Raw genomic sequence first — 26,298 nt, 5'->3', positions numbered from 1 at the left:
GGCCTCACTCCGGAGGCCAGGCGTCGCCCCACTCCGCGTCCCGGGCCGCCTTGTACAGGGCCCCGTGCCGCTTGGTGACCGTCTCCTTGGCGAGACCCTCGGGTCCGCAGAGGTCCAGGAGGACCTGGCCCTTGCGGATCTGCGGCCTGCGGATGACCCTGGAGACCGCCGGGACAGCCGGGAACCTCGTCGCCGCGACATAGCTGAACTTCTCGTCCTCGTACGGCAGTGATCCGCCCTTCACCTGCCGGTGCAGCGACGACCTGCTCACCCGCGCCGCGAAGTGGCACCAGTCGGTGCCCGGCTGGATCGGACAGGCTCCGCTGTGCGGGCAGGGCGCCGCCACGGTCAGCCCCGCCTCGACGAGCAGCGTGCGCGCCGCGATGATCCGTTCGTAGCCGTCGGGCGTGCCCGGCTCCACGATCACGACCACCCGCGCCACCCGCGCCGCCTCGGTCACGACCGCCGCGCGGTCGGCCTCGGTCAGCTCCTTCAGGACGTACGACACCGTCACCAGGTCCGTGTCGTCGAGCCGCAGGTCGCCGCTGATCCTGGCCCGCCGCCACTCCGCGTCGAAGACGCCGTCCGCCAGCTCCCGCCCCAGGGTGAGCGCCGGCTCCGCCCAGTCGAGCACCGTGGTGCGCGCTCCCGCGTCCCAGGCCTCCGCGACCGCCCAGCTCGCCGCGCCCGTGCCGCCGCCGATGTCGGTGTGCGTGGCCGGCTCCCAGTCGGGCGCCGCGTCCCGCAGGGCGCCGAGCGCGGCCCGTACCGCCTCGAACGTCGCCGGCATCCGGTAGGCGGCGTACGCGGCGACGTCGGAGCGGTCGCGCAGGACCGGGGCGTCGGTCGGGGTGGTCCCCCGGTAGTTGGCGATCAGCCGCTCGACGGCCTGGGTGGCCTGGCGCGGCGGCAGCCCGTCGAGGAGCCCGGCGAGGGCGGCGCGCAGCGCGTCGGCGGAGGGGAGCGAGATGGCGTTCACCTCCATATTTTAGGCGGGGTCGCCCGGGGGGCGTATGCGGCGCCTGGTCAGGCGGCGTCCCGAGCCCGCCAGGGACGGCACATGCCCAGGAAGCAGGCGAGGGCGAGGGCCGCGCACACCAGCTGCACCACCGCCATCGGCACCGCCGTCGCCTCCCCCGCGATGCCCACCAGCGGCGAGGCGACCGCCCCGACGAGGAAGGAGGAGGTGCCGAGCAGCGCGGAGGCCGAGCCGGCCGCGTGCGGGGTGCGCATCAGCGCCTGCGCGTTGGTGTTGGGCAGGGCGAGGCCCATCGCCGACATCAGTACGAACAGCGCGGCGGCGACCGCCACCAGGCCCGGCTCGCCGAACACGCCGCTGGTCATCAGCACCAGCGCCACCGCCGCCAGCAGGATCACGCCGAGACCGGTTCCCAGCGCCTTGTCCAGGCTGATCCGTCCGACGAGCAGCTTGCCGTTGATCTGGCCGACGGCGACGAGCCCGACGGAGTTCAGCCCGAAGAGGAGGCTGAAGGTCTGCGGCGAGGCGCCGTAGATCTCCTGGACGACGAACGGCGAGGCGGAGATGTACGCGAAGAGCGCGGCGAAGGCGAGTCCGCCGGACAGCATGTAGCCGGTGAAGACGCGGTCCGCGAGCAGTCCGCGCATGGTCCGCAGCGCCTGGCCGACGCCGCCCGCGTGCCGGCGCTCGGGCGGCAGCGTCTCGCCGAGGAACCTCCACACCACCACGGTGAGCAGGATCCCGATGACGGTGAGGACGTGGAAGACGCCCCGCCAGTCCGTCAGCCTGAGGATCTGTCCGCCGATGAGGGGCGCGATGATCGGGGCGACGCCGGAGATCAGCATCAGGGTGGAGAAGAACCGGGCCATCTCGACGCCGTCGTACAGATCGCGGACGACCGCCCGGGCGATCACGATGCCGGCCGCGCCGGCCAGGCCCTGGAGCAGCCGGAAGGCGATCAGCAGCTCGGCGGAGGGCGCGAGCGCGCAGACGGCGGTGGCGGCGACGTACACGATCATGCCGATGAGCAGCGGGCGGCGGCGTCCCCACCGGTCGCTCATGGGGCCGACGACGAGCTGGCCGAGCGCCATGCCGGCGAGGCAGGCGGTGAGGGTGAGCTGGACGGTCGCGGCGGGCGAGGCCAGTGACTCGGTGACCTCCGGCAGGGCGGGGAGGTACATGTCCATGGAGAGCGGCGGCAGGGCCGTCAGACCGCCCAGGACGAGGGTGACGAGCAGTCCGGTGCGCCGAGCGGCGGTGACCGGGGTGGTGGCTATGTGTCCTTGCGTCGTGGTCTGGCCGCTCTCCGGCATCGACTGCCCTCCCTTTCGTTGAATCCTTGCCTATGCTCTCAGCTCGTCCGGAGTGGTCGAGACCTTTTGGGGTGGGGCATGAGCGGAACCGTGCGGTGGGGCGTGCTGGCGACGGGTGGGATCGCGGAGCGGTTCACCACCGATCTCCTGGCGATGGAGGAAGCGGAGGTCGTCGCCGTGGCGTCCCGGACGGAGGCGTCGGCGCGGGCCTTCGCCGACCGCTTCGGGATAGCGCGGGCGTACGGCTCGTGGGCCGGGCTGGCCGCCGACCCGGACGTGGACGTGGTGTACGTGGCGACGCCGCACCACGCGCACCGGGCGGCGGCCGGGCTCGCCCTGGAGGCGGGAAAGGCGGTCCTGTGCGAGAAGGCCTTCACGCTCCACGCGGGCGAGGCGGAGGAGCTGGTCCGGCTCTCCCGGGACCGTGGTCTCTTCCTCATGGAGGCCATGTGGATGTACTGCAATCCGCTGATCCGGCGGATGCGGGAGCTGGTCGCGGACGGGGCGATCGGTGAGATCCGCACCGTCCAGGCGGACTTCGGGCTGGCCGGCCCGTTCGCACCGGACCACCGGCTGCGCGACCCGGCGGTGGGCGGCGGGGCGCTCCTGGACCTCGGGGTCTACCCCGTCTCGTTCGCGCACCTGCTGCTCGGCGAGCCCGACTCCGTCCAGGCGCACGCCCTGCTCTCGCCGGAGGGCGTGGACCTGAACACGGCCATGCTGCTCGGCTGGTCGGACTCGGGGGCGTCCGCGCTGCTGTCCTGCTCGATCGTCGCGGACACTCCCGTGACGGCCTCGGTGACGGGCACGCGCGGGCGGATCGACCTCCCGCGCGGCTTCTTCCACCCGGAGCGCTTCACGCTGCACAGGGACGGCCGCGACCCGGAGGAGTACGTGGTCGAGGGCCACGGCCCCGCCGAGCGGCACTCCTTCCGGTACGAGGCGGCGGAGGTCATGCGGTGTCTCCGGGCGGGCGAGACGGAGTCCCCGCTGGTGCCGCTGGACGGTTCGGTGGCGGTGATGCGGACGCTCGACGCGGTACGGGACCGCGTCGGCGTCCGCTACCCCTCCGAACTCGCGGCTACGCGGGCTTGAGGCCCGGATTGCCCGCCTCGGTCACATACGACCCGGCGGTGGTGACCGGGGCGCCCGGGGTCGTCACCGCCGAGACCGTACGGAAGTCGGCGCGGGCGCTCTGCTCGCCGAGCGCGACCGTCACATAGCCGCGCCGCCCGTTGTAGAACCGCATGTGCGGGTTGGCGGTGGTGAGGTCGTCGTAGTTGGGGGGCCGGTCGGTGCCGTCCCTGCCGCTGCTGATGGAGGTGGTGACGATCTCGGTGCCGACGGTCCGGGACGCCGGGTCGCGGAAGTCGGCCTTGATGTCGAGGCCGTAGCAGACGTGCACGTCGCCGGTGAGCACCATCAGGTTCTCGACGCCTGCGGCGGCCGCCCCGTCCAGGACGCGCTGCCGGGACGCCGGGTAGCCGTCCCAGGTGTCCATGGAGACGGTGTAGCCGGGGGTCGGGTTGCTGCGTCGCTCGGAGAAGACGACCTGCTGGGGGACGACGTTCCACACGGCGTCCGAGGCTTGCCAGCCGTCGAGCAGCCAGCGCTCCTGGGTCGCACCGGTGAGGGTGCGGCTCGGGTCCTGGGACTCGGGTCCTGGCGGCCGCCAGCCGTCGCCGTACGCCTGGTCGGAGCGGTACTGGCGGGTGTCGAGGATGTCGAACTGGGCCAGCCGGCCGAAGGTCAGACGGCGGTAGAGCTGCATGTCGGGACCCTGGGGCTGCTGGGCTGTCCGCAGCGGCTGGTTCTCCCAGTAGGCGCGGTAGGCGGACGCGCGGCGGAGCAGGAACTCCTCCGGCGGCACGCCGTTCTCCGGGATGTCGTCGGCGTAGTTGTTCTCGGTCTCGTGGTCGTCCCAGGTGACGACGAAGGGGTGCGCGGCGTGCGCGGCCATCAGGTCGGGGTCCGACTTGTAGAGGGCGTAGCGCAGCCGGTAGTCGTCCAGGGTGAGGGTCTCCCGGTTGAAGACGGCGGGCAGCACCCGGTCGGTGTAGTTGCGGGCGCCGCCGGTGGCGTTGACGGCGTACTCGTAGAGGTAGTCGCCGAGGTGGAAGACGACGTCGACGTCCTCCTCGGCGAGGTGGCGGTAGGCGGTGTAGTAGCCGTCGTGGTACGCCTGGCAGGAGACGGCGGCGATCTTGAGTTCGGACGTCAGGGTGCCGGCGGCGGGTGCGGTGCGGGTGCGGCCGACGGGGCTGATCCAGGCACCCGCGCGGAAGCGGTAGAAGTACACCCGGTCGTGGTCGAGGAGGTTGATGGCGACGCGCAGACTGTGGTTGTACTCGGGGTGGGCGGTGGCGATGCCGCGTCGGACGATCTGGGTGAACGCCGCGTCGTGGGCGAGCTCCCACTGGACGAGGACCCGCTCGGGGGGCAGTCCGCCGCCGACCTCGAAGGGCTTGGGCGCCAGCCGGGTCCAGATGAGGACGGAGCCGGGCAGCGGGTCGCCGGATGCCACCCCCAGGGTGAACGGGTTCTCGATGATCCGGCGGCCGCGGAGCTCGGTGGCGCTCGCCGCGCCGGTGGCGGGCAGGTTGACGGCGAAGGCGAGCGCGGCGGCGGCCGCCGTGCCGGTCAGGAATCGGCGGCGGCCGAAGTGGCGGGCCGCGGCGCGGAGTTCGGGTGCGTGCTGCGATGCGGTGGTCATGTACCCCTCCCCAGACGGATGTGGTGCCCCCGGCATTGCAGCGGGGCGGCAAGGCCCCGCGTTGTCGGGTACAGAACATCCGCGTGTCGGACAGATGAGTTCCCTGTGCACCGATCTGCCGTACGCTGCCCGCCCATGAGCATCGCTGTAGTGACGGGAGCAGGTTCGGGCATCGGTCGGAGCGTGGCGCTGGCTCTCGCGGAGTCGGGCTGGTCGGTGGCGCTCGCGGGCCGGCGGGCGCCGGCCCTTGAGGAGACGGCCGCGTCCCTCTCCTCCGGAGACGCCCTGTGCGTCCCCACCGACGTGACGTCACCCGACGAGGTGGCGGCGCTGTTCGACGCGGTACGGGACCGGTTCGGCCGGGTCGACCTCCTCTTCAACAACGCGGGGACGTTCGCGGGCGGCGGGGTCCCGGTCGAGGACCTTGAGTACGAGACCTGGCGCTCGGTCGTGGACGTGAACCTGACGGGCGCTTTCCTGTGCGCACAGGCCGCCTTCCGGGCGATGAAGGAGCAGGACCCGCAGGGCGGCCGGATCATCAACAACGGCTCCATCTCCGCCCATGTGCCGCGCCCGCACTCGATCGCGTACACGGCGACGAAGCACGCCATGACCGGGATGACGAAGTCGCTGTCGCTCGACGGGCGGCCGTACCGGATCGCCTGCGGGCAGATCGACATCGGCAACGCGGCGACGGAGATGACGGCGCGCATGCGGACAGGAATCCTCCAGGCCAACGGCGAGCTGGCGGTCGAGCCGGTGATGGACGCGGCGGACGTGGCGGCGACGGTGGTGCACATGGCGGGCCTGCCGTTGGAGGCGAACGTGCAGTTCGCGACGGTCATGGCGACGGCGATGCCGTACATCGGGCGGGGTTAGGGGCTCGGACGGGGTCAGAGGCTCGGACGGGGGCGCTGTTCCGCGGGTCCCCGCGGCCGATTCCCGCGGCCGTGCGTCCCGCCGCCCACGCGCCGGTTACGCCTGGCCCGTCTCGAAGCGGACGACCTTCCCGCCGTCGACGACGAAGCGCCAGCGGGTACGCATCTCGCCCCACGTGTCGTTGCGGAAACGGGCGATGAGGACGTGCCCGTCTTCCTTCACGGACTCGATCTCCATATGGCCGCGCGAGGCGAAGATCTCCTTCTCCGTCCACTCGTCCAGGTCGCGGTCGGAGCCGTCGTCGGACATGGTGGCGCCGGGAGCCAGGGCGGCCATGAAGGCGTCGCGGTCGTTGGCGTTCAGCGCGCCCACGAAGGCGCGCACGGCTGGGTCGCTGAGCTTGTCCACGGGGATGGTCATGGGTTACCCGTACACCGGCCGACCCCGATCACCGTGGACCCCGGCCGCGAGTGTGGCGCGCGTCGGTGGACGGACTCGGCCACCTGGGCGAGCGGGGCGCCCGCCTGGCACGCTGAGCCTCATGACCGACACCTGGGACACCGTCGACCGCCTGTGCGCGTGGATCGCCGCGCACCACGACCTTCCGCCGCAGCAGGACGTCCTGTTGCGCGTTCTGAAGCTCTCGGAGGAGGTCGGCGAGGTGGCCCAGGCCGTCATCGGGGCGACAGGCCAGAACCCCCGCAAGGGCACCACGCACACCTGGCAGGACGTCGAGGCCGAACTGTGCGATGTGATCATCACGGCGATGGTGGCGCTGCGCACGCTGACACCGGAGGCGGCGGAGGTCTTCGCGGGGCATGTACGGCGGGTGGCGGAGCGGTCGCTGGAGCGGTGAGTGGAGAGCGGCGAGCGAAGAGCGGCGCTGGATCGGTGAGCCGTGAGCGGCGTTGGAGAAGCGAGCGGCGCTGGATCGGTGAGCCGTGAGCGGCGCTGGAGCGGGGAACGGCGCTGGAGCGGCGAGCGGGCGGACCGGGCCGGGGCCGGGTTGTGTCGGGGCAGCCGATTCACGCCGAATTCGCGCCGTGATCGGCATGCCGGGGTTGCACCGGCGGCCATCGGCACCGATAAATGATCGCGAGCGCTATCTTTCTTCTGCGGGGTCAGCGGGTTCCGCGCCCATCCAACGTGCGGAGGCCAGGAGTCAATGGTCAGTCAGGAGCGTGCCGAGCGGACGCGGCAGCGTCTGCTCCAGGCGGCTGCCACGGAGTTCGCGCAGCATGGGTACGGCGGCACGTCGCTCCAGCGCATCAGCAGCGCCGCGGGGGTCACCATGGGGGCGCTCACCTTCCACTTCCCGACCAAGATCGACCTGGCGGGGGCCGTGCACGCCCATGGGTCCGCCCTGACGCGGGCGGCGGTGGAACACGTCGCGGCGGCCCAGGCCGACGCCGCCGACAGCGACCACGGCAGCACCCCGGTGCTCCAGCGGGTCATCGGCGTCACGCACGCCCTGGCGCGCCTGCTCCACGAGGAGGCGACCGTCCGGGCGGCCGGCCGCCTCAGCCGGGAGCGGACGCTGGGGCAGGTCGACTGGAACGACTCCTGGCTTCCTTGTGTCGACGAACTGCTGGAGCGGGCGGGCGAGAAGAAGGAGTTGCGGGCCGGCGTGGACCCCGCGATCGTGGCGCTCCTGACGCGCTATCTGGTCTCGGGCCTGGAGGCGTCGGCCCAGCCCACCGGGGGCTGCCCGAGCCATCTGCGCAGACTCGGCGAGGTCTGGGACGTGGTGCTGTCGGGGGCCACCGGAGCCGACCGGAGAAGGCCGCGGACGCGAGACAGAGCGTGCTGAGGCACTGAGCGCCCGAGCAGCCTTGGCCCCAGGCGCCCCCCCACTCCCGCGATCACCCTCCGCGGTCAGACCGCGCTGCGGCCGCCATCCACCGGAACCGCCCCGCCCTCCGCGGTCAGACCGCGCTGCAGCCGCCGTCCACCGGAACCGCCGCGCCCGTGACGAAGGACGAGTCGTCGCTCAGCAGCCAGGCGGCGGCGCGGGCGATCTCCAGCGGTTCGGCCATGCGCCGCTGGATGGTGCGGGCGACCGCCTGCTTCTCGACCTCGGGGTACTGCTCGATGACCCCCTCCATCAACTCCGTACGCGTGGTGCCCACCACGAGCGCGTTGACCCGGATGCCCTGCTCGCCGTACTCGGCCGCGGCCGCCTTCGTCATACCGATCACGGCGTGCTTGGCCGCGACATAGGGGGCCGCGGCCCCGGTGGCGAACTGCCCCGCGATACTGGAGGTGTTGACGATGGCGCCGCCGCTGTTCCCGGCGAGCATCACCGGAATCTGCTGGCGCAGGCAGTTCCACGTGCCCCGTACGTTGACGTCCATGATCTGGTCGTAGACCTCCTCGGGCAGCTCGTGCAGCCTGGCGCCCGCCGTCCCCCAGCCCGCGTTGTTGAACGCGGCGTCCAGGGAACCGAAGGAGTCGACGGCGGCGGCGACCACTTCCCGTACGTCCCGCACCGATGTCACGTCCCCCGGGCAGGCCAGGGCCCGCCCTCCCGCGGCGGTTATCTCACCGGCCAGCGCCTTGAGCGCGTCCTCGCGGCGTGCCATCAGCACCACCGCCGCGCCCTGCGCGGCGACGTACCGGGCGGTGGCGGCGCCGATCCCGCTCGACGCCCCCGTGATCATGACGGTCCTGTCCTTCAGCACTGCGCATCCCCTCCCTGTCACTTCGGACCACCCCGCTCGGTACCGGCGTGGAGACCCCGGCGCCTTCCCCCGACAGCCGTGCGTCAGCCGAAGAGTCCGGCGTGGTCCGCGGCCCATGCGGCGAAGGTCGCCGGTGGCCGTCCGATCAGTCGCTCCAGTGTCCCGTCGCCGCGGCCGGCCGCTCCTCCGGCCCGCCGCCGGGCGCCCTCCAGCAAGGCCTGGGCGATCCGGTCGCCGTAACGCCGGCTCCATCCCTCCCTCGCCTCCTCCTCGGTGATCTCCTCGAACACCAGCCGTCGGCCGAGGACTTCGGAGAGCGCGTCGGTCTGCTCGCGCGGCGAGAGCGCCTGAGGGCCCGTCAGCGCGTAGACCTGGGAGGCGTGCCGGGGTTCGGTCAGCGCCCGCACCGCCACCTCGGCGACGTCGCGGGGGTCCACGCAGGCGGTGCGCGCGTCCCCGCCGAGGGACCGCACCACGCCCTTCTCACGGATCGACGGCGCCCAGGCGAGGGCGTTGGACATCGGCGTACGGATGCGCAACACGGTCCAGGACAGGCCGCTCTCGCGCAGTGCCTCCTCGCTCCGCAGGTTCCAGCGGGCGACCAGATCGTCGGCGCCCGGGTCCGCGACGCCGAGCCAGGAGAGCTTCACGGCGTGCCGCACCCCGCCGGCGCGGGCGGCGGCCAGGATGTTCTCGTCGTCCTCGGGGCGCAGCGGGTTCGCCGTCACGACGAAGACCGCGTCGGCCCCGTCGAGCACCTCGCGCAGCCCGTCGCGGTCCTGGTAGTCACCCTGGACGACCGTTCCGGCGAGTCCGAGCGCGGCGGCCTTGTCCGGGTCCCGCACGAACAGGGTCGGGGTCGCGGGTCCGGGCTCCCGGGCCGCGAGGAGTCGTGCCACCTGGCGCCCGACGGCTCCGGTGGCCCCGGTGACGACGATCTTCGGATGCGCCGCGCCGGAGGACGCGGCGGGGGCGCGAGTCACTCGGACTTCCCCCGTGAGTCGTCGAGTTCGAGACGCTTCATCGCGCTCGGTGTGGCGATGGTGGGCAACAACACGTTCCACATCTCTCTCACTCGCTCGGGCAGATCCTCACGGCCGCTCTCCAGATGGGCATGCATCTGCGCGCCCGTACAGGCGTTGACGACCAGCCGCGCCACCGGGACGACATCGACGTTCGCGCGGACCTCGCGTTCGCGCTTGGCGAGAGCGAGGTCCTGGGCCATCACCTCGGTCCACTGCTGGTGCGAGTTCTCCGCGGGGCCGACGAAGGAGTCCTGCTCCATGACAAGACGGGCACCAGCCAACAGGAAAGGATCATCGAGGAGTCGGTGCGCCCAGGTCAACGTGACGTCGATCGCATGCTGGAGCCCGTGGGACGGATGGGGCGGTGTCACCCGGGCGGGCTGGTCCCGCACGATCTCGCGCGCGAGGGCTTCCTTGCTCTCGAAGTGGAAGTACATCGCCCCGAGCGTCAGCCCGGCCCGCTGCGTGATCTTCGTGACGCTCGCGCCGGAGAACCCGAGCTCCGCGAAGACCTCGGCGGCGGCGCGGGCGATGACCGCCCTCGTGCGAGCGGCGCGCTCCTGCTTGATCTCCCGCTTGCCCATCAGGTCGGCCATGGACGGCTCCTTCTTCACTCGAGAAAAAGAATAATCTCTCTTATGGTCATGACGCCGACGGCTTCGGGCCGTCCTGACGTCACGTCAACATCCTTACGGAGGAACCCGATGGCTCCGCGCACTCTGCACAGAATCGTCGATCTCGATCCCCGCTCCGCCGCCCCCGAGCCTGCCTCTGCACCTGACGTCGCGCGGTACGTGGGCAAGGTCGACCTCGCCGAGGTGCTCGTCACCGGGTGGCGCCGACTGGGCGACCTGACAGACTTGGTGACGGTTCACTGGCCGCGCCATCACGACTTCTACGCGCCCGCGCCGCACGGTTACGGCCTCATGCTGTTCACCGAGAGCGTCCGCCAGGCCCTGGCCGTGGCCAGCCACGCGGGGCTCGACATACCCGTGGGCCACCGGATGGGCTGGGAGACGCTGTCGTGCGCGGTGGCGCCGGACGCCCTGGGCACCGGACCGGGCCCGGCCGCCGTGGAGTTGACCGTCACCCATGAGACCGTCGCCCGCCGCAGGTCCGGCCTGGTCCGGCTGACCGCCCAGGTGCGGGCCACCCGGGACGGCGTGCACCTCGGGACCGCCCGGGTGCACTACACCGCCTATCCGTCGTCGCTGTACGACCGGCTGCGCGGCTCCCACGCCGACGCCAAGGAGGCCTTCGCCCGCGCCCTGCCGCCGGGTCCCGCGCTCGATCCCGCGCTGGTGGGCCGTACCCACGCACGCGATGTGACGCTCGCCCCCGACACCTCGCGGGGCGTGGACGGCGCGCGGCGACGGTGGATGCTGCGGGCCGACACCACCCACTCCGTCCTCTTCGACCACCCCCACGACCACATACCCGGCATGGTCCTGCTGGAGGCGGCGAGCCAGGCCGTCCAGGCCGACGCGGCACCGGCGCGCGTGGTCCCGATCGCGCTCGACACCACGTTCTACCGCTACGTCGAGTTCGACCTGCCGTGCACGATCGTCGCGGGCGGGGCGGAGACCGGGGACGCGGGGCTCCGCCGCCAGCTCGTCAGCGGAATCCAGGACGGGGAGACGGTCTTCACGACTGAGGTCACCAGCGTCATGGCGGACGATCTCTCCGTCACCGAGTCACGGCAGGACCGGACCACGCTCGCCTGAGGCGCGCGTCCGAGGGGGAAGGCGAGTCGGCGGCGACTCCGACGGGGGCACCCGGCGACGGCCGGGTGCCGAGGGGGAGGGGCCCCTGACCTGCCGTTTCGCGGGTCAGAAGCCCTGAGGGGCAGACGAGTCGGGCTGTACGCCGGGGACTGTCGGCGCAACGCTATGACCTGCACAAACGTGCAGGGATGGTGCTTCCGTGGCTACTTTGACGGCTACGTAACAAGACATCCCCGCCCGGATCGGCCCGGACGGGGACGTCGTCGCTTCTGAGATTCAGACGGTCCCTTCGATGCGTTCGAAGATGTCCGCGTCCGTCTCCCGCTGCCAGACCGGCAGGTCGGACCAGTCGGCAACATATCCGGGCTTCGGGTCTTCGAAGTGCCTGAACATCTGGGCGGTCCAGCAGATCGCGACGAATCGGCCCTTCTGCTCGCGGGTGAGCCTCGCCGCATGCCCGCCGCTGACCTCGATGAAGTCGCGCACCTGCCCGTACACGGCGGTGGCCGCTTCGCGCTCCCACGCGGGCGTGTCGTCCCACGGCGTGACGTAGCCAGGCTTGGGCTCGCCGGGGTAATGCTTGTTCACACCGTCGATCCACGCCTCGCGGAAGATCCGGCCGTCATTCATGCGCGTGTCCCTCTCGTCATGCGGTGCGCGGAAGCGCCGCGATTCGGTGATCAAGAGTCGAGACTCGGTCATCGGACATGAGCGGGGCAAGACGCCCCCGAAGCCCGTCCAGCTTCTTGCCGATGAATCCCGAATTCGACCGGTCGGCCAGTCCGAGTGCTTGCTCCGTGTAGTACACGACCAGGTCGATGTCCCGTCTGTGCGCCCCGAGCACGGCGAGGTCGCTCAGGACGGCAGCGCGGCGACGCAGGGACAGAGGCTGGGCAAGGGCTGCGGTGAGCGCTTCATCGGCGAGATCAGGGCGGCCCAGTTGGAGGTAGCAGGCACCTCTCTCCTCTGCCAGGCGGGAGCCGTCGAAGCGGAGCCAGCCGCCGTTATGGGAGTGAGCGCTGTCGAGGGCGTGCACTTTCTCAGCTTCGTCAAGAGCCCGGTTGCACGCATCGAGATCGCCCACGGCCGCGTACGCCTGCGCCTGGACGGCCGCGACCCAGTGACGGGTGGAGAGAGTGTCGTCGCCCCTCCGGGCGATGCGGAAAGCTGCCGCGAGCAGGGGCTGGGCAGCGTGCGCGCGGCGCGCGTACAGCTCGACGTACGCGTGGCGGGTCATGGCACAGGCCCACAGGTCGTGGTCGCCACCGGCATAGGCCGCGTGGGCGGCCAGTGTGTAGCACTGCGCGGCGTCGGTGTACCGGTTGGCGTCGAAGAACAGCTCGCCGACGAGCTGGTAGAGATCGGCCGTCATCCGACACAATCGGGACCGATCCACAGCAGTACGGGTCTCGGTCAGTCCCTTCGCCATCACATCGAGCTGTGCGCGCACCGCAGGGAAGACGACCTGCTTGGTGTCCGATAGCGCGTAGACCTGCCAGAGGCTGCGATGCAGGGCGTCCCCCGTCTCCGAGAGCGTCGACGCTGCGCGCCCTCGGGCGGCATCACCGGGATCGGGAAGTGCGACCAGCGCACCCGTAACGGCGAGCAGACCCAGGACTTCGCGGCGCTTCATGTCGTCATCATCACCATGGAGGAGGGGTGGAGCAGCGGAGAGCCCGGCTGTCTCGGCCGGCTGTTCGTCGGAGAGAAGGGCTTCCAGCTCGGGGAGGGTCACTCCCAACAGCCCTGCGATCTTCGGCCGTTGATGGGGACGCGGGGTGGCACGACCACTTTCCCAACGGACCACGGTGGACGCGGCCACCGAGAGCGCTTCTGCGAATTCCTCCTGAGAGTAGCCCCGGGCCGCGCGCCGTTCCGCAAAGTGCCTTCGCCTCGACGTCATAGGTCTCCCCTCACGAGAACCCTTTCACGCGCTCATACCCGCCACGCGCCAACGCCTGGAAAAAGCCCGGGTATTGCGCGAGGTCCGCTCTGGGAGAAGGTAACGGATCGTCGTTGACTGGTCACACGCCGCTCGGAGACCGAAGGACCCTCCGGGCGGCTCCCCACGGAGAGGAGCGACCGAGTGACAACCTCCGGACTGCCCCGCAGGAACCCTGGCGCCAGTGGCCGTACGTACACGCCGCCGGAGCCCCGGCCGGGTGCGCCGAGCCGGGCTCTTCGGGTGCGAGCGGCCGGCGGCTGGGAGAGGTTCATGCGCCGCATCGAGGCCCGGCAGGAGCCGGAGGAGTGAAGCTGGTCGGTTCCGACGGCTACGAGCACCACCCGCTCCTGAACACGCTTGTCCGTGACATCGCCTCGCGTGGGGAGGGTGTGCTCGTCGCCGTCACACACGAGCTCCACAGCCACGGCACGGTCCGCATCGCGCACATCCGGTCCGCGTCCGGAGTCGAGTGGACGACCGCGGCCGACAACATCCAGGCCGCTCGCCCCTGAGCCGCGGCCCGCAGATCGCCGTCCGCGCCTCCTGGCGCAGACGGACTCCCGCACCACACCCTTCAACCCAAGGAGTCTCATGACCACCTCTGTCGCACTCCCCTCCCCCACGCGGCCGTGGGGCGCGGGCCGACTCGCGCCCTACCCGACGGTCATCCGCCGACCCCACGCCACGGTCGCCATCGACCCCACGACGCAGCTCGGGGTGTTCCGCGACCGCGTCGGGCAGGTGGTCGAGATGGGCAAGCACGGCACCAGCTCGGGCACCGAGACCTCCACGACGACGAACTCGGACTCCCGGAACGACCAGGGTCACGATCAGGACAGCACGCAGGACTGATGACCATGACCGAGGAGAGGCCGGTTCTGGTGGCCACCGAGGCGGACGACATCACCGCCGACATGGTGATCACCGAACTCAACCGGCGAGATGTGCCGGTGGTCCGGTTCAACCCCGCCGACATGGGCGAAAACCTCACGGTCTCGGCTCGGTTCGGCACCTGCCCGGCCCCGGTGGTCGGGCAGGTACGCACCCCGTCGAGAACCGCTGATGTGACCCACGTCCGGTCGGTGTACTGGCGCCGCCCGGAATGGCCCACGTTTCCCCACCTGTCCGCTGACGACTCCCGGTTCGCGGCGGCGCAGGTCCGCTCCGGACTCGGTGGCACCCTCTTCGCCCTGGGCGGCCCTCTCTGGGTCAACCACCCCCTGCGCGTTACCGCAGCCGACTACAAGCCCGCGCAGCTCGTTCTCGCCCAGCAACTCGGCTTCACCATCCCTCCCACCCTTGTCACCAACGACCCGGACGAGGCCCGCGAGTTCGTCCAGGCTCAGGGGCAGGCGATCTTCAAGACGCTGCGATGGACCCCCTACACGCGTGACAGCGTGCCGATGACGGGATGGACCGCCCCCGTCACCCCTGACGAGATCGACGACAGCGTTCGGGTCGCGCCCCACCTGTTCCAGGCCCGCGTGGACAAAGTCGCCGACGTTCGCGTACTGCTCGTAGGCCGGCACACGTTCGCCGTACGCATCGACTCCGACCTTCTGGACTGGCGCAAGGACTACAGCGCCCTGACTTACACCGTGGAGCACCTTCCCGACCGGGTGGCCAAGGGACTGCATGCCTACCTGGACCGGCTGGATCTGGTATCGGGAAGCTTCGACCTCGCGGTCGACCGGGCGGGGGCCTACTGGTGGCTGGAACTGAATCCCAACGGACAGTGGGGGTGGCTGGAGACCGAGACTGGCCTCCCGATGTCCGCTGCCTTCGCCGACCTACTCGCACAAGGAGATCGCCGATGACCGATCCGGCATCCGAGCGACGCCGCATGGCGACCGTTCTCATGAATGAAGGGGTCCTGAAATCCCCGTGGCTGCGTGAGGCCATCGAGTCCGTCCCCCGCGAGCGGTTCCTCCGCCCGGGAATCTTCCTGGACGAGGGGCGGACCTGGCGGCCCGTCACCGCCACCGACACGAATCCGGACGAGTGGCTGAAGATCGCATACAGCGTCGACACCTTCACCACCCAGCTCGACGGCCACCTCACCGCCGACCAGGCCGACGAACCCGTAGTGGGCGTGCCCACGTCCTCCTCGACCGACCCGGCCACCGTCGTCGGCATGATCGAGACCCTGGACCTCGTGACGGGCCACCGAGTCCTGGAGATCGGCACAGGCACCGGCTACTCCACAGCCCTGATGTGCCACTACCTCAGCGAGGACAACGTCGCCACGGTCGAGGTCGACGCACAGGTGGCCGCACGCGCCGATGCCGCTCTCGAAGCCGTCGGCTTCTCGACGTGGACGGTGACGGGCGACGGGCTCCTCGGCCACCCGTACCGGGCACCGTACGACCGGGTCATCGCCACCTGCGCGGTTCGCCGCATCCCGTACGCCTGGATCAGGCAGACGAACCCTGGAGGCATCGTCCTCGGCACGGTCGGCTCGTGGCCGTGGGGAACCGGCCTCGCGAAACTGACCGTCGGCGATGGCGGCACCGCCGAGGGCTCGTTCGTCGGGCGCTCATCCTTCATGCAGGCGCGTGCCCAGGCAGTGGCCCCCGCGGCTGGCGATCTCTCCGCCCGGACCGCGTACGCGGACAGTGAGCGGCGCACTCAGGTGTCTCCTCTTGTCCTGGAGGAATGGATGCCCGCCTTCCTTGCGCAGCTGGCGGCGCCCGGCGTTCAGTTCGTCCGCGCGACGGGCGGTGACGGCTCGCCCTTGCGGTACCTGTTCGATCCGGAGAAGGAGTCGTTCGCCGAGTTCCTCGCCGACGGCGAGAACTGGACCGTCCGCCAAGGCGGTCCGGTGGCCCTGTGGGACGACGTGGAACGTTCCCTCGTCGCCTGGCAGGGCGCCGGGGCGCCGGAGATCGACTCCGTACGGCTCCACGTGACGCCCACGACCCACCGGTACTGGATCGACCAGGCGCCCTCCCTGCGCTGGAAACACCGGATCACCTGACCCACTACGCTCCGGACATGGACGACGAACCGCTCTCCCAGTGGGCCGAGCGTCGCGATGCGAGGATCGGGCAGCTCCGCGCCGTACCCCTCGTCACCGGCGACGGCCCGAGGGCATCGCATCTGAACCCCGATGCTCCCCGCGCGATCCAGCGGTGGAACGGCCATCTGTGGGAACCGCACGGCTTCGCGGCGAACCTCGCGGAAGCACGACGCATCCTGTTTCCCCACACCGAGGCCGCCTCCACCCGTGAGGCAACACCGAAGCTCGTCCCCGGGACCGGCAGGCATCGGAAGCCTCCGACTTCCTCATGATTCTCTGGCGTCCAAGCCATACCTCTGAAACCGGCCCCCAGCCGGTAGACCACCTGCGGCACACTGGCGCCCGTGAGCAACGACATATCCGATGACCCATGGGCACAGCGGGTGTATTTGACGTGGCTGGCCCGCGATATCGCTACGCTCTGGCAGCCCTGAACGCCCTGATTGGCTATGCGCAGACCACTCCGGTCCCACCAGCCGCCTGGGTCCGCTTCGAGGACTTCCTTTCCTTCGTGGGAAAGGTCTCCCGGACTCTGTGGCCTGCCACAGGAAAGAGCCCGAAAGGGACCGATGAGGGCCTGGAGTGGCGGACGAAGCGAGGTCCGTTTCTACGAAGGATTCTTGAGGTGGAGGACTCGTCCCCACTGAAGGCCCGCGAAGTCCGTAACGGAAGCGAGCACTTCGACGAGCGCCTTGACGAGTGGATCGTCAGCCTGCCTCGCTCCACCGTCGAGGAGTGGCAGGCGGGCACCGAGCCCACATTCCCAGCTCCCCCCATGCGCCTCATCAACGTAGAGGCGGGAACGCTCCAAGTCGCCGGCGCGCACCTGGATCTGCGTTTCATGGCTGCGGAACTTCAGCGACTCCTGACCAAGATCGAGGAGCTTGAGGGACACCTAGGCGTAGACGCATCACGCGGAGGGCCCCGACTCAGCCAACACCCACACCAAGCCGCCCAGCGTGGCTACCTTCATAGCCGCGAGGTCCGGTCAGAGCCGGTACGGAACGGGGTGAGGTGACGCCCACGATTCCCTGAGAAAAGGCCCCTGGCCTGCAATTTTGCAGGCCAGGGGCCTGAGGGGCAGACGAGTCGGGCTGTACGCCGGGTTCTGTACCCCGGGACCTCGCGGTCGTCGGGGTGACGGCCATCCATCTAGGACCGGCGTCGCCACCGGTCTCGTGCGGTCTACCCGCGAACTCGGGCGGGCAGCCCTCGAGCGTTCGCGCAGAGCCGCCTGTTGCCAAACGGCCCCTCTTGACCTTGCTCCGGGTGGGGTTTACCTAGCCGCCTGAGTCACCTCAGGCGCTGGTGGTCTCTTACACCACCGTTTCACCCTTACCGAGGACCGAGGTCCCCGGCGGTCTGTTTTCTGTGGCACTGTCCCGCGGGTCACCCCGGGTGGCCGTTAGCCACCACCCTGCCCTGTGGAGCCCGGACGTTCCTCGGGAGGATCCAGGATCCCCACGCGGCCGCCCGCCCGGCTCGTCTGCCGTGCCGACCATGCTACCTGGCGCCGGGGAGGGGGAACGGCCGCGCTTGACCTTGTCGTAGCGTCAGGGTTTGTACTGGGGCTCATGCGAATCGGCGAGATCGCCGCGCTCGTCGGGGTCACCCCGCGGGCCGTGCGGCACTACCACCGGCTGGGGCTGCTGCCCGAGCCCGCGCGGCGGGCCAACGGATACCGGGAGTACGGCCTCCGCGACGCCGTGCTGCTCGCACGGGTCCGGCGGCTGGCCGAGCTGGGGCTCGGGCTCGACGAGGTGCGGGACGTCCTGGCCGACGACGAGGGGCGGGAGCTGGTCGAGGTCCTGGAGGAGCTGGACGCCGACCTCGGGCGGCAGGAGGCCGTGATCCGGGAGCGGCGGACGCGCCTCGCCGAGCTGCTCGGGGAGGCACGGGCCGGCCGGATCACCGCCGAGGGTCCGGTCTCCCCCCAGCTCGCCGGTCTGCTGGCGGGTCTCGGCGAGGTCCCCGCCTCCGCCATGGCGGCCAAGGACCGGGAGCTGCTCGCCCTGCTCGACACCGTCGCCCCGGAGGAGGAGCGGGGGCGGCTGATGGAGGCCATGCGCGGCATGACCGAGACCCCGGAGGCGCTGGAGCGCGCCCACGACGTGTACGCCCGGCTCGACGCGCTCGCCGAGGCCGACCCGGACGACCCGCGTGTGGTGGCGGCGGCCCAGGTCCTCGCCGACTGCGTGCCGGACGAGGCCGTCGCGTCGCTGGACGGCGGGGAGCTGCCGGAGGGCGGGTTCATGGACGCGTTCCTCGCCGACCTCTCCCCCGCCCAGGCCGCCGCCGTCCGCGGCGCCCTGCGGCTGGTCCAGGAGCGTGCCCGGTGACCGGTTCCTCCGCGCCCGCCGCCCCGCCCGCCGTCCGGTCCCGGGTGCTGCGCGCCGCCGTGCCACGCCGTCCTGCCCGCCGAGATCGTGCTCGTCGTCTGTCTCGTCGGCGGGCTGACCCTCCCCGGTCCCGTGCTCGTCGGCGCCGAGATCGCCGTCCTCGTGCTCCTCGTCGCGGAAGGGGTCGCGTACGCGCGTCTGCGGCGGCGCGGTCTCTCCCGGCGCGAGGTCCTCGCGGAGCTGGTGCCGGAGCCCGTGCGCCGGCTCGCCGGGCACGAGCTGCGGCTGATGGGAGCCTGGGCCTGTGGGCCGCCCGCCGCCGGAACGGGGTGGGCGCCGGCGGGCGGGCGTTCTCGCACGCCCGCGACCAGGCCGCCCTGATGTACGGCTTCGCCTTCGTCTGCCTCGTCGAGACCGTCGGGATGTCGTACCTGCTCGCGGACCTGCCGGCGGTCCACGCCGTCGTCCTCGTCCTGGACGTCTACACGGTGCTGTTCGTGCTCGGTCTGCACGCCGCCTCCGTCACCCGCCCGCACGTCCTCACCTCGGGCGCGCTGCGGCTGCGGCAGGCCGCTCACGTCGATCTGACGATTCCGCCGGCCACGATCGCCGCCGTCCGGCACGAGCTGCGCTTCACGCACGAGAAGGCCGACGGCGAGCTGAACCTCGCCGTCGGCTCCCAGACCTCCGTCACCATCCAGCTCACCGAACCGGTCGATGTGCCCCGGCTTCTCGGCGGGGCCCGGCCGATCCACACGGTGCGCTGTCACGCGGACGACGCCCGGGCCCTCGTCCAGGCGCTCGTACCGGCCCTCACACGGGAGCGAACAGCACCTTCGCCCGCCCAGGGTCCGCCTGCGTCAGCCTGACCCGCAGCCATTCGCCCAGCGGCAGCCGCGCCCCGCCGCCCTCGACGCGGGCCACGACCGCGGGGTCCTCCAGATGGACGGTGCCTACGGACGGATCGCGCTCCTTCACATCGATCACGTACGCGTCGAAGACCTCGCCGATCCGCCCGCTCATCAGCGCGGCCTCCACGATGTCGACGGTCTCGCGCTCGACGGTGTTGGCCCGCCGCGAGCCCTCGGCCATCTCCTGGGGGAGGGCGTCGAGCGCCGCCCGCACCCACTCCGGGGGTTCCTGCCCCGCCACGGCCGCGACGCACAGCTCGCCCGCGTACCGGTCGACGAGCCGCCGCAGCGGCGCGGTGCAGTGCGTGTACTCGTCGGCGACGGCGGCGTGGACGGCGGGCGAGGGGACACCGCCGTCGGTGAAGACCGTGTAGCCCGCGCCGCGCAGCAGGGTGGTGCAGTCCTGGAGGAAGGCGGCGTGGCGGGGGTCGGTGGGGTCGACGGAGCGGACGACGTCCGCGTACGAGACGTGGTGCGGCCAGTCGACCCCGAGGGCGTGCGCGGAGCGGCGCAGCCGGGCCACCGCCCCGTCGGGGGCGGTGGGCAGCGTACGGAGGATCCCGGTGCCGGCGGCCGTCATGAGGTCGGCGGCGGCCATGCCGGTCAGGAGGGAGATCTGGGCGTTCCAGCCGTCGGCGGGGAGCGGGGCGCGGTAGGCCAGGGAGTACGAGTGGTCCTGGTCGACGATCTCCTGCTCGGGGACGGTGAGGGAGATCCCGCCGCGCTCGGTCTCCAGGGCTTCGCGGAGCTGCCCGATCTCGCGCAGCAGGGCGAGGGGTTCCTCGGCCGTTCCGGAGTCGATCCGCTGCTGCGCGCCCGCGTAGTCGAGCTTGGCCCGGCTGCGGACGATGGCCCGGCGTACGTCGGTGGCGACGCGGCGGCCCTCCGCGTCGAGGTCGATCCGCCACAGCAGGGCGGGGCGGGTCTCGCCGGGCAGGAGGCTGGCGGCGCCCTCGGAGAGGACGGCGGGGTGGAGGGGCACCTTGCCGTCGGGGAAGTAGAGGGTGAGCACGCGGCGGTGTGCCTCGGCGTCGAGGGCGGAGCCGGGCGCGACGAAGGCGGCGACGTCGGCGATCGCGTAGTGGACGCGGTAGCCGCCGTCGGCCCGGCGGGCCAGGTGCATGGCCTGGTCGAGGTCGGTGGAGGTGGGCGGGTCGATGGTGAAGAAGGGGATGTCGGTGGCGTCGTGGCCGGGAAGCGTCGGCGCCTTCGCCGCGGCCTCGGCCTCGGCGAGGACGGCGGGCGGGAATGCTTGCGGGATCGTGAGCTCGGTACGCAGTGCGCGCAGGGCGGCCCGCAGCGGAGCCTCGGCTGCGCCGGTCACGTGAATGTGGCGGCGGGGCATGGACCGAGCCTAGGGCGGAAGTGCTCGGAGCGGCACGTCGTGGGAGCCATGGGACTTCCGGCGGGGTCGGCGCCGGGTCGGGCGGTGCTCGGGGGTTTGTAGGCTGAACAGCCGGGGCCGCACCCCCACCCCCGTACGTACGAAGGAGAACCGCCGTGCTCGTGCTGTTGCCGCCCTCCGAAGGAAAGGCCTCCTCGGGCCGCGGTGCGCCGCTCGAGCCGGAGTCGCTGTCGCTGCCCGGTCTGGCCGGGGCGCGGGCGGCGGTCCTGGACGAGCTGGTCGAGCTGTGTGCCGGCGACGAGGAGAAGGCCCGCGAGGTGCTGGGTCTGAGCGAGGGGCTGCGTGGCGAGGTCGCGAAGAACGCCGAGCTGCGGACGGCGGGGGCCCGGCCGGCCGGTGAGATCTACACCGGCGTGCTGTACGACGCGCTCGGCCTGGCCACGCTCGACGCGGCGGCGCGCGAGCGGGCGCGGCAGTCGCTGCTGGTGTTCTCGGGGTTGTGGGGTGCGGTGCGGGTGGACGACCGGATTCCGTCGTACCGCTGCTCGATGGGCGTGAAGCTGCCGGGTCTCGGGGCGCTGGGTGCGCACTGGCGCGGGGCGATGGCGTCGGTCCTGCCGGAGGCGGCGGGCGACGGTCTCGTCCTCGACCTGCGCTCGGCGGCGTACGCGTCGGCGTGGAAGCCCAAGGGCGAGGTGGCGGCGCGGACGGCGTCGGTGCGGGTGCTGCACGCGCCGACCCGGAAGGTGGTCAGCCACTTCAACAAGGCGACGAAGGGCCGGATCGTGCGGAGCCTGCTGACGTCGGGAGCGGAGCCGGCGGGGCGGGAGGAGCTCGTGGAGGCGCTCCGCGATCTGTCGTACGTGGTGGAGGAGGGCAAGGCGGGGGTGCTCGACGTGCTGGTGGACGAGATCCACTGACCCGCGTTGCAATATGCGCAACGCGCGTTGCGCGTGACGCTCACGCTCGGCACGATGGGGCCATGCCGAGCGTGCTGGACCTCGCCCCAGAAGCCCCTGTCGTCCCTGTCGTCGTGATCGAGGACGCCGCCGACGCCGTGCCCCTGGCCCGCGCCCTGGTCGCCGGGGGGCTGCCCGTGATCGAGGTGACGCTGCGGACCTCCGCCGCGCTCGACGCGATCCGCGCGATCGCCGCCGAGGTCCCGGACGCGGTCGTCGGCGCGGGCACCGTCATCTCGGCGGCCGGCGTCGCGGACGCCGTCGGGGCGGGGGCCCGCTTCCTGGTGAGCCCCGGCTGGACGGACGGGCTCCTGGACGCCATGCGGGCGTCGGGAGTGCCGTTCCTGCCCGGGGTCTCGACCGCCTCGGAGGTGGTCGCCCTCCTTGAGGGCGGGGTGCGCGAGATGAAGTTCTTCCCGGCGGAGGCGGCGGGCGGCGTTCCGTATCTGAAGTCGCTCGCCGGGCCGCTCCCCCAGGCCCGCTTCTGCCCGACCGGTGGCGTCTCGCTCGCCTCCGCGCCGTCCTACCTCGCCCTGCCCAACGTCGGCTGCGTCGGCGGTACGTGGATGCTCCCGGCGGACGCCCTCGCGGCCCGCGACTGGGCCCGCGTCGAGACCCTGGCCCGTGAGGCGGCGGGCCTGCGCACGGTGTGCCCGGGAGTGCCGGCGGCGTGAGGGGGCGAGCCTGCGCACGGTGTGCCCAGGAGTGTCGGCGGCGTGAGGGGGCGGGGCCTGGGCCGGGCGCCCGGACGCGCCGGCGACGACGGGCGGCCGGGGTGCGACTTTCCGGCCTGGCGACAGCGCGGGCGGGCGGGGCCACCGACTCGCCCGGCCCCGCCCGCCGCACCGTCGCCGGTCACCTCAGATGCGAGGTGTCGTTCAGAAGGCGTACGGAGGCGTTGCCGTCGGCGTAGTACGCCACCGCCGACAGGGAGGCGGCCGAGAGCTCCATCCGGAACAGCGACTCCGGCGGGGCGCCGAGCGCCAGCCGGACCAGGGTCTTGATCGGCGTGACGTGCGTGACGAGCAGGACGGTACGGCCCGCGTACGCGGTCGTGAGCCGGTCCCGGGTGGCGGCGACGCGTCGCGCGACGGTCGCGAAGCTCTCCCCGCCGCCGGTCGGGGCGGCCTTCGGGGAGGCGAGCCAGGCGTCGAGGTCCTCGGCGTACCGCTCCCGCACCTCGGCGAAGGTCAGCCCCTCCCAGGCGCCGAAGTCGGTCTCGCGCAGCCCGTCCTCGATCCGTACGTCGAGGCCCAGGCGGGCGGCGACGGTCTCGGCCGTCTGGCGGCAGCGCTTGAGCGGGGAGCTGACGATCGCCTGGACCGTGCCGCGCGCGGCGAGCGCGGCGGCCACCGCGTCGGCCTGCCGCAATCCGGCGGCCGACAGCTCGGGGTCGGTCCCCCCGCTCCCCGAGAACCGCTTCTCGGGGGTCAGCGCCGTCTCCCCGTGCCGCAGCAGCACGAAGGTCGCGGGTACCCCCATGTCGGCCGCTCCCCAGCCGGGCGCGGCGGCCTCCCCGCGCGGGGCGGCGGGAGCGTGGACGGCACCCGGGCCCGGGTGCCCCGAGGCTGCCGCCTCGGCCTCGAAGTCACCGCTCGCCACGGCGGAAGCGCCCGCCCGCGCGGTGTCCCTCTCCGGGTCCGTGCCCGTGTCGGCCGCCTCGCGGCGGGGCGCCGTGCCGCCGCCGGTGGCGTCGCGCTCGGCGGTGCCGGTGGCGTCGCGCTCGGCGGTGCCGGCCGCGGCGAGCGAGGCACGCGCCTGCGCCGCGATCGCCTCGTCGGCGGCGAAGAGCCCGCCGTCGGACGGGGAGGCCGCACCGCTGCCCGCACCGGCGCCGAGCCCCGCCCCACCGCCGCTCGCACCTGCGTTCGTGCCCGCAGCGCCGCCGCCCGCGAGGGCGGCCCGGGCGCGGGCCGCGCCCGCCGTCGCGTCGCCGGGCGGGCCCGACGGGGGCGGCGTCGCGGCGTTGCGGGCGGCGGCCGCGTCGAAGGCCGCCGAGGAGGCAGCGGGCTCCCACTGCCTGCCCCGCTTGCCCGCGTCCATCGCCTCGTTCGCGAGCCGGTCCGCGTGCTTGTTCTGCTCGCGCGGAATCCATTCGTAGCGGACGCGGCCCGCCGGGAAGACCCGGGCGGCCTCCGCCGCGAGCGGCTTCATGTCGGGATGCTTGATCTTCCAGCGGCCGGACATCTGCTCGACGACCAGCTTGGAGTCCATCCGGGCATGGATCAGCGCGTCGGGGAACAGGTCGCGCGCCGCTTTCAGGCCGGCGATCAGGCCCTTGTACTCGGCGACGTTGTTCGTGGCCACGCCGATGTAGGCGGCCGTCTCGGCAAGCGTCTCGCCCGTCACCGGGTCGAGGACCACGGCGCCGTAACCGGCGGGACCCGGGTTGCCCCGGGAGCCCCCGTCGGCCTCGACGATCAGTTCCCTCACAGGCGTCATTACAGGCCGGACTCCGACGTACGGACGAGGATCCGGCGGCAGTTCTCGCACCGCACCACCGTGTCGGCCGCGGCCGCCCGGACCTCGTTCAGCTCGGTGATGTTCAGCTCGATGTGGCAGCCCTCGCACCTGCGCTGGTACAGGCGCGCGGCGCCGACCCCGCCCTGCTGCTGGCGCAGCTTCTCGTACAGCTTCAGCAGGTCGGCGGGGATCGTCGCCGCCACGAGCTCGCGCTCCTTGCCGACGGATGCGGCCTCGCTGTCCAGCTCGGCCTCGACGGCGTCGCGCCGGGCGGTGGCGTCGTCGGCCTTGGTCTGGACGGCGGAGGCGCGCTCGGTCAGCTCGGCGACCCGCTCCTGAGCGGACTCGCGGCGCTCCATGACCTCCAGCACGATGTCCTCGAGGTCGCCCTGGCGCTTGGCGAGGGAGGCGATCTCCCGCTGGAGGCTCTCCAGGTCCTTCGGCGAGGCGACGGCGCCGGAGTCCAGGCGCTGCTGGTCCCGCGCGGCGCGCTGGCGCACCTGGTCGACGTCCTGCTCCGCCTTGATCTGCTCGCGGGCGCAGTCACTCTCCTCCGTCTGCGCGGCGACGAGCAGATCGCGCAGCTGGGTGAGGTCCTTGTTCAGCGACTCGATCTCGGCGTGCTCGGGCAGGGACCTGCGCTTGTGGGCGAGCTGCTGGAGGCGAACGTCCAGGGCCTGGAGGTCGAGAAGTCGGATCTGGTCGGCGGGCGCGGCGTTCAGTTGGGGGCTCCAGAAGTGTGGTGGGAGGACCATGGGTCGGTGACCGTCTTCGAGACGTGGACGCGGAGGTCCCAGCCGTGGCGGTCGGAAATCTCGTCGAGCTGGGCGGCGGCCTGCTCGCACCAGGGCCACTCGGTGGCCCAGTGGGCGGCGTCGACCAGGCCCAGCGGGGAGCGCTGGGTCGCCTCGGACACCGGGTGGTGGCGCAGGTCCGCGGTGAGGAAGGCGTCCACGCCCGCGGCCCGTACGGCGTCGAAGAGGCTGTCGCCCGAGCCGCCGCTGACGGCGACCCGGTGCACGGTCATGGTGGGGTCCCCCGCGACGCGGATGCCCTGCGCGGTGGCGGGGAGCCGCCGCGCGGCGCGGGCGGCGAACTCGCCGAGCGTCTCGGGGTGGGTGAGCTCGCAGATCCGGCCGAGGTTGTTCTCGGGGACCAGGGGGCCGACGACCCGCAGGTCGAGGGCGCCGGCGAGGGCGTCGGACACACCGGGGTCGGCGGTGTCGGCGTTGGTGTGCGCCACGTGCAGGGCGATGTCGTGCTTGATCAGGCCGTGCACGACCCGGCCCTTGAAGTGGGAGGCCGCGACCGTCGTCGTACCCCGCAGATAGAGCGGGTGGTGGGTGACGATCAGGTCGGCGCCCAGCTTGACCGCCTCGTCGGCGATCTCCTGGACGGGGTCGACCGCGAACAGGACGCGGGTGACCTCGGCGTCGGGGTCGCCGCAGACCGTGCCGACGGCGTCCCACTGCTCGGCCCGCTCGGGCGGCCAGAGGGCGTCGAGCTCGGCGATGACTTCAGACAGACGGGGCACGGAGGAAAGGCTACCTGTCCTCCGCGCCCCGCCGCCCTGCCCTGTGGGCAGGGATGATTCCGCTTGGCTCACGGGGCCGGGCCGTGGCCCGCGCGGGGCGGGCCGCGGGCCCGTCCGCCCGTCCCCGCGGCCCGCCCGCCCGCTCCCGGACTCCTACTTCTTCAGGTTGGTGATCGCCTCGAGGTTGAGGTTGTTGATGGTGCCGAAGGACCTGGGGGCGCCTGCGTCCTTCTTCAGGTACCCGGGGATGCCGTCGTCGCCCTCGGCGGGGGCGTAGCCGACCGGCTTGGCGCCGCCCTCCTTCTTGGCACTGTCCGAGGCGCCGTCGCCGCTTCCGCAGGCCGCGAGGGAGAGCGCGGCGGTGAGGGCGACGGCGGCGGAGGGACATAAGGGTTCTCCTGTACGGGACGGGGACGGCGGCTCGTCGGCCGGCACGGGGTCCCGTGCTCGGAGCCACAGACTCCGCTTA

The 26,298-nt window shown here is 72.2% G+C and carries 29 protein-coding genes, 1 other RNA gene and 1 pseudogene; 16 read left to right on the top strand and 15 right to left on the bottom strand.

Going from position 1 to position 26,298, the window contains the following annotated elements:
• Nucleotides 1-4: 4 nt before the first annotated feature.
• Complete coding sequence (locus tag ACWDX6_RS01595) at nucleotides 5-979, bottom strand: small ribosomal subunit Rsm22 family protein (RefSeq protein WP_451482914.1); 975 nt, start codon at nucleotides 977-979, stop codon at nucleotides 5-7.
• A gap of 47 nt (nucleotides 980-1,026) precedes the next feature.
• On the bottom strand, nucleotides 1,027-2,292 hold the full coding sequence (locus tag ACWDX6_RS01590) for a Bcr/CflA family multidrug efflux MFS transporter (protein WP_451482913.1): 1,266 nt from the start codon (nucleotides 2,290-2,292) through the stop codon (nucleotides 1,027-1,029).
• 78 nt (nucleotides 2,293-2,370) lie between these two features.
• Here ACWDX6_RS01590 and ACWDX6_RS01585 point away from each other — a divergent pair, with 78 nt between their 5' ends.
• Nucleotides 2,371-3,387 carry a Gfo/Idh/MocA family protein gene (locus ACWDX6_RS01585; RefSeq protein ID WP_451482912.1) on the top strand — a complete coding sequence of 339 codons (1,017 nt, stop codon included), beginning with the start codon at nucleotides 2,371-2,373 and terminating at the stop codon, nucleotides 3,385-3,387.
• On the opposite strand, the gene ACWDX6_RS01580 is transcribed toward ACWDX6_RS01585, so the two are convergent.
• Nucleotides 3,374-5,005: an alkaline phosphatase D family protein gene (locus tag ACWDX6_RS01580; protein WP_451482911.1), complete on the bottom strand. Its 1,632-nt coding sequence runs from the start codon at nucleotides 5,003-5,005 to the stop codon at nucleotides 3,374-3,376. The two genes, ACWDX6_RS01585 and ACWDX6_RS01580, sit on opposite strands and share 14 nt — an antisense overlap.
• Nucleotides 5,006-5,140: 135 nt before the next feature.
• On the opposite strand from ACWDX6_RS01580, the gene ACWDX6_RS01575 reads away from it, so the two are divergent.
• Nucleotides 5,141-5,884, top strand: a complete 744-nt coding sequence (locus ACWDX6_RS01575) for an SDR family oxidoreductase (protein WP_451482910.1) — start codon at nucleotides 5,141-5,143, stop codon at nucleotides 5,882-5,884.
• A 96-nt stretch (nucleotides 5,885-5,980) separates the two neighbouring features.
• On the opposite strand, the gene ACWDX6_RS01570 is transcribed toward ACWDX6_RS01575, so the two are convergent.
• Entirely contained in the window at nucleotides 5,981-6,304 is a 324-nt protein-coding gene (locus ACWDX6_RS01570) for a nuclear transport factor 2 family protein (RefSeq protein ID WP_451482909.1), read from the bottom strand.
• Between the two features lie 121 nt (nucleotides 6,305-6,425).
• On the opposite strand from ACWDX6_RS01570, the gene ACWDX6_RS01565 reads away from it, so the two are divergent.
• Together ACWDX6_RS01565 and ACWDX6_RS01560 are read left to right on the top strand one after the other, a co-directional pair.
• A complete protein-coding gene (locus ACWDX6_RS01565) occupies nucleotides 6,426-6,740 on the top strand; it encodes a MazG-like family protein (protein ID WP_451482908.1) in 315 nt (104 codons plus the stop codon).
• 309 nt (nucleotides 6,741-7,049) lie between these two features.
• A complete protein-coding gene (locus ACWDX6_RS01560; protein ID WP_451482907.1) occupies nucleotides 7,050-7,694 on the top strand; it encodes a TetR family transcriptional regulator in 645 nt (214 codons plus the stop codon).
• A 115-nt stretch (nucleotides 7,695-7,809) separates the two neighbouring features.
• Here ACWDX6_RS01560 and ACWDX6_RS01555 read toward each other — a convergent pair whose 3' ends face one another.
• The 3 genes from ACWDX6_RS01555 to ACWDX6_RS01545 form a co-directional block, all read right to left on the bottom strand.
• The gene (locus tag ACWDX6_RS01555; RefSeq protein WP_451482906.1) at nucleotides 7,810-8,565 is read right to left on the bottom strand and encodes an SDR family NAD(P)-dependent oxidoreductase; all 756 of its coding nucleotides are present in this window, start codon (nucleotides 8,563-8,565) and stop codon (nucleotides 7,810-7,812) included.
• A gap of 83 nt (nucleotides 8,566-8,648) precedes the next feature.
• Complete coding sequence (locus ACWDX6_RS01550; protein ID WP_451482905.1) at nucleotides 8,649-9,548, bottom strand: NAD(P)H-binding protein; 900 nt, start codon at nucleotides 9,546-9,548, stop codon at nucleotides 8,649-8,651.
• Nucleotides 9,545-10,174 carry a ScbR family autoregulator-binding transcription factor gene (locus ACWDX6_RS01545; protein WP_451482948.1) on the bottom strand — a complete coding sequence of 210 codons (630 nt, stop codon included), beginning with the start codon at nucleotides 10,172-10,174 and terminating at the stop codon, nucleotides 9,545-9,547. Before ACWDX6_RS01545 ends, ACWDX6_RS01550 begins: the two co-directional genes overlap by 4 nt.
• A 120-nt stretch (nucleotides 10,175-10,294) precedes the next feature.
• Here ACWDX6_RS01545 and ACWDX6_RS01540 point away from each other — a divergent pair, with 120 nt between their 5' ends.
• Complete coding sequence (locus ACWDX6_RS01540) at nucleotides 10,295-11,314, top strand: ScbA/BarX family gamma-butyrolactone biosynthesis protein (RefSeq protein WP_451482904.1); 1,020 nt, start codon at nucleotides 10,295-10,297, stop codon at nucleotides 11,312-11,314.
• Between the two features lie 276 nt (nucleotides 11,315-11,590).
• Here the strand turns inward: ACWDX6_RS01540 and ACWDX6_RS01535 are convergent, their stop codons facing one another.
• Nucleotides 11,591-11,944 carry a hypothetical protein gene (locus ACWDX6_RS01535; protein ID WP_128983462.1) on the bottom strand — a complete coding sequence of 118 codons (354 nt, stop codon included), beginning with the start codon at nucleotides 11,942-11,944 and terminating at the stop codon, nucleotides 11,591-11,593.
• Between the two features lie 16 nt (nucleotides 11,945-11,960).
• The gene (locus ACWDX6_RS01530; protein ID WP_451482903.1) at nucleotides 11,961-13,217 is read right to left on the bottom strand and encodes a helix-turn-helix domain-containing protein; all 1,257 of its coding nucleotides are present in this window, start codon (nucleotides 13,215-13,217) and stop codon (nucleotides 11,961-11,963) included.
• Nucleotides 13,218-13,564: 347 nt separating this feature from the next.
• Between ACWDX6_RS01530 and ACWDX6_RS01525 the strand changes: the two genes are divergently transcribed.
• From ACWDX6_RS01525 to ACWDX6_RS01500, 6 genes are all read left to right on the top strand, one after another.
• Nucleotides 13,565-13,771 carry a hypothetical protein gene (locus tag ACWDX6_RS01525; protein ID WP_451482902.1) on the top strand — a complete coding sequence of 69 codons (207 nt, stop codon included), beginning with the start codon at nucleotides 13,565-13,567 and terminating at the stop codon, nucleotides 13,769-13,771.
• A gap of 79 nt (nucleotides 13,772-13,850) precedes the next feature.
• On the top strand, nucleotides 13,851-14,111 hold the full coding sequence (gene tgmA / locus ACWDX6_RS01520) for a putative ATP-grasp-modified RiPP (RefSeq protein ID WP_351101981.1): 261 nt from the start codon (nucleotides 13,851-13,853) through the stop codon (nucleotides 14,109-14,111).
• 5 nt (nucleotides 14,112-14,116) lie between these two features.
• The gene (gene tgmB / locus ACWDX6_RS01515; RefSeq protein ID WP_451482947.1) at nucleotides 14,117-15,076 is read left to right on the top strand and encodes an ATP-grasp ribosomal peptide maturase; all 960 of its coding nucleotides are present in this window, start codon (nucleotides 14,117-14,119) and stop codon (nucleotides 15,074-15,076) included.
• Complete coding sequence (tgmC, locus tag ACWDX6_RS01510) at nucleotides 15,073-16,236, top strand: ATP-grasp peptide maturase system methyltransferase (protein ID WP_451482901.1); 1,164 nt, start codon at nucleotides 15,073-15,075, stop codon at nucleotides 16,234-16,236. Before tgmB ends, tgmC begins: the two co-directional genes overlap by 4 nt.
• Nucleotides 16,237-16,253: 17 nt before the next feature.
• Nucleotides 16,254-16,550 carry a DUF6087 family protein gene (locus ACWDX6_RS01505; protein ID WP_451482900.1) on the top strand — a complete coding sequence of 99 codons (297 nt, stop codon included), beginning with the start codon at nucleotides 16,254-16,256 and terminating at the stop codon, nucleotides 16,548-16,550.
• Nucleotides 16,551-16,648: 98 nt separating this feature from the next.
• Nucleotides 16,649-17,296, top strand: a complete 648-nt coding sequence (locus tag ACWDX6_RS01500; RefSeq protein WP_451482899.1) for a hypothetical protein — start codon at nucleotides 16,649-16,651, stop codon at nucleotides 17,294-17,296.
• Nucleotides 17,297-17,359: 63 nt separating this feature from the next.
• Here ACWDX6_RS01500 and rnpB read toward each other — a convergent pair.
• An RNA gene (gene rnpB / locus ACWDX6_RS01495) (RNase P RNA component class A) lies at nucleotides 17,360-17,763 on the bottom strand.
• A gap of 89 nt (nucleotides 17,764-17,852) precedes the next feature.
• Between rnpB and ACWDX6_RS01490 the strand changes: the two genes are divergently transcribed.
• From ACWDX6_RS01490 to ACWDX6_RS01480, 3 genes are all read left to right on the top strand, one after another.
• Nucleotides 17,853-18,617 carry a MerR family transcriptional regulator gene (locus ACWDX6_RS01490; protein ID WP_451482898.1) on the top strand — a complete coding sequence of 255 codons (765 nt, stop codon included), beginning with the start codon at nucleotides 17,853-17,855 and terminating at the stop codon, nucleotides 18,615-18,617.
• Between the two features lie 87 nt (nucleotides 18,618-18,704).
• On the top strand, nucleotides 18,705-18,998 hold the full coding sequence (locus ACWDX6_RS01485; RefSeq protein ID WP_451482897.1) for a hypothetical protein: 294 nt from the start codon (nucleotides 18,705-18,707) through the stop codon (nucleotides 18,996-18,998).
• Nucleotides 18,947-19,486, top strand: a complete 540-nt coding sequence (locus tag ACWDX6_RS01480) for a hypothetical protein (protein WP_451482896.1) — start codon at nucleotides 18,947-18,949, stop codon at nucleotides 19,484-19,486. The genes ACWDX6_RS01485 and ACWDX6_RS01480 overlap by 52 nt, the downstream gene beginning before the upstream one ends.
• Here ACWDX6_RS01480 and ACWDX6_RS01475 read toward each other — a convergent pair.
• Entirely contained in the window at nucleotides 19,431-20,873 is a 1,443-nt protein-coding gene (locus tag ACWDX6_RS01475; protein WP_451482895.1) for an RNB domain-containing ribonuclease, read from the bottom strand. The genes ACWDX6_RS01480 and ACWDX6_RS01475 overlap by 56 nt on opposite strands.
• Before the next feature lie 155 nt (nucleotides 20,874-21,028).
• Here ACWDX6_RS01475 and yaaA point away from each other — a divergent pair, with 155 nt between their 5' ends.
• Together yaaA and eda are read left to right on the top strand one after the other, a co-directional pair.
• Entirely contained in the window at nucleotides 21,029-21,793 is a 765-nt protein-coding gene (gene yaaA, locus ACWDX6_RS01470; protein WP_451482894.1) for a peroxide stress protein YaaA, read from the top strand.
• Nucleotides 21,794-21,855: 62 nt separating this feature from the next.
• A complete protein-coding gene (gene eda, locus ACWDX6_RS01465; protein ID WP_451482893.1) occupies nucleotides 21,856-22,506 on the top strand; it encodes a bifunctional 4-hydroxy-2-oxoglutarate aldolase/2-dehydro-3-deoxy-phosphogluconate aldolase in 651 nt (216 codons plus the stop codon).
• Between the two features lie 181 nt (nucleotides 22,507-22,687).
• Here eda and ACWDX6_RS01460 read toward each other — a convergent pair whose 3' ends face one another.
• The 4 genes and pseudogenes from ACWDX6_RS01460 to ACWDX6_RS01445 form a co-directional block, all read right to left on the bottom strand.
• On the bottom strand, nucleotides 22,688-24,274 hold the full coding sequence (locus ACWDX6_RS01460; RefSeq protein ID WP_451482892.1) for a bifunctional RNase H/acid phosphatase: 1,587 nt from the start codon (nucleotides 24,272-24,274) through the stop codon (nucleotides 22,688-22,690).
• Complete coding sequence (locus ACWDX6_RS01455) at nucleotides 24,274-25,017, bottom strand: zinc ribbon domain-containing protein (RefSeq protein WP_451482946.1); 744 nt, start codon at nucleotides 25,015-25,017, stop codon at nucleotides 24,274-24,276. The genes ACWDX6_RS01460 and ACWDX6_RS01455 overlap by 1 nt, the downstream gene beginning before the upstream one ends.
• The gene (locus tag ACWDX6_RS01450) at nucleotides 25,014-25,829 is read right to left on the bottom strand and encodes a Nif3-like dinuclear metal center hexameric protein (RefSeq protein WP_451482891.1); all 816 of its coding nucleotides are present in this window, start codon (nucleotides 25,827-25,829) and stop codon (nucleotides 25,014-25,016) included. Before ACWDX6_RS01450 ends, ACWDX6_RS01455 begins: the two co-directional genes overlap by 4 nt.
• 159 nt (nucleotides 25,830-25,988) lie before the next feature.
• Nucleotides 25,989-26,264, bottom strand: a pseudogene (locus tag ACWDX6_RS01445) (hypothetical protein); the annotation flags it as partial.
• Nucleotides 26,265-26,298: the final 34 nt, after the last annotated feature.

Source organism: Streptomyces sp. NPDC003027, assembly GCF_053591435.1.
The sequence above is the reverse complement of the archived record's forward strand: the minus strand, read 5'-3'. Positions and strand labels throughout refer to the sequence as shown.

Coding starts and splice junctions, on each gene's coding strand:
- ACWDX6_RS01590 (WP_451482913.1), bottom strand. CDS start 2,292: ATGCCGGAGAGCGGCCAGACCACGACGCAAGGACACATAGCCACCACC.
- ACWDX6_RS01585 (WP_451482912.1), top strand. CDS start 2,371: ATGAGCGGAACCGTGCGGTGGGGCGTGCTGGCGACGGGTGGGATCGCG.
- ACWDX6_RS01580 (WP_451482911.1), bottom strand. CDS start 5,005: ATGACCACCGCATCGCAGCACGCACCCGAACTCCGCGCCGCGGCCCGC.
- ACWDX6_RS01575 (WP_451482910.1), top strand. CDS start 5,141: ATGAGCATCGCTGTAGTGACGGGAGCAGGTTCGGGCATCGGTCGGAGC.
- ACWDX6_RS01570 (WP_451482909.1), bottom strand. CDS start 6,304: ATGACCATCCCCGTGGACAAGCTCAGCGACCCAGCCGTGCGCGCCTTC.
- ACWDX6_RS01565 (WP_451482908.1), top strand. CDS start 6,426: ATGACCGACACCTGGGACACCGTCGACCGCCTGTGCGCGTGGATCGCC.
- ACWDX6_RS01560 (WP_451482907.1), top strand. CDS start 7,050: ATGGTCAGTCAGGAGCGTGCCGAGCGGACGCGGCAGCGTCTGCTCCAG.
- ACWDX6_RS01545 (WP_451482948.1), bottom strand. CDS start 10,174: ATGGGCAAGCGGGAGATCAAGCAGGAGCGCGCCGCTCGCACGAGGGCG.
- ACWDX6_RS01540 (WP_451482904.1), top strand. CDS start 10,295: ATGGCTCCGCGCACTCTGCACAGAATCGTCGATCTCGATCCCCGCTCC.
- ACWDX6_RS01535 (WP_128983462.1), bottom strand. CDS start 11,944: ATGAATGACGGCCGGATCTTCCGCGAGGCGTGGATCGACGGTGTGAAC.
- ACWDX6_RS01530 (WP_451482903.1), bottom strand. CDS start 13,217: ATGACGTCGAGGCGAAGGCACTTTGCGGAACGGCGCGCGGCCCGGGGC.
- tgmA (WP_351101981.1), top strand. CDS start 13,851: ATGACCACCTCTGTCGCACTCCCCTCCCCCACGCGGCCGTGGGGCGCG.
- tgmB (WP_451482947.1), top strand. CDS start 14,117: ATGACCGAGGAGAGGCCGGTTCTGGTGGCCACCGAGGCGGACGACATC.
- tgmC (WP_451482901.1), top strand. CDS start 15,073: ATGACCGATCCGGCATCCGAGCGACGCCGCATGGCGACCGTTCTCATG.
- ACWDX6_RS01505 (WP_451482900.1), top strand. CDS start 16,254: ATGGACGACGAACCGCTCTCCCAGTGGGCCGAGCGTCGCGATGCGAGG.
- ACWDX6_RS01500 (WP_451482899.1), top strand. CDS start 16,649: ATGGGCACAGCGGGTGTATTTGACGTGGCTGGCCCGCGATATCGCTAC.
- ACWDX6_RS01490 (WP_451482898.1), top strand. CDS start 17,853: ATGCGAATCGGCGAGATCGCCGCGCTCGTCGGGGTCACCCCGCGGGCC.
- ACWDX6_RS01475 (WP_451482895.1), bottom strand. CDS start 20,873: ATGCCCCGCCGCCACATTCACGTGACCGGCGCAGCCGAGGCTCCGCTG.
- eda (WP_451482893.1), top strand. CDS start 21,856: ATGCCGAGCGTGCTGGACCTCGCCCCAGAAGCCCCTGTCGTCCCTGTC.
- ACWDX6_RS01460 (WP_451482892.1), bottom strand. CDS start 24,274: ATGACGCCTGTGAGGGAACTGATCGTCGAGGCCGACGGGGGCTCCCGG.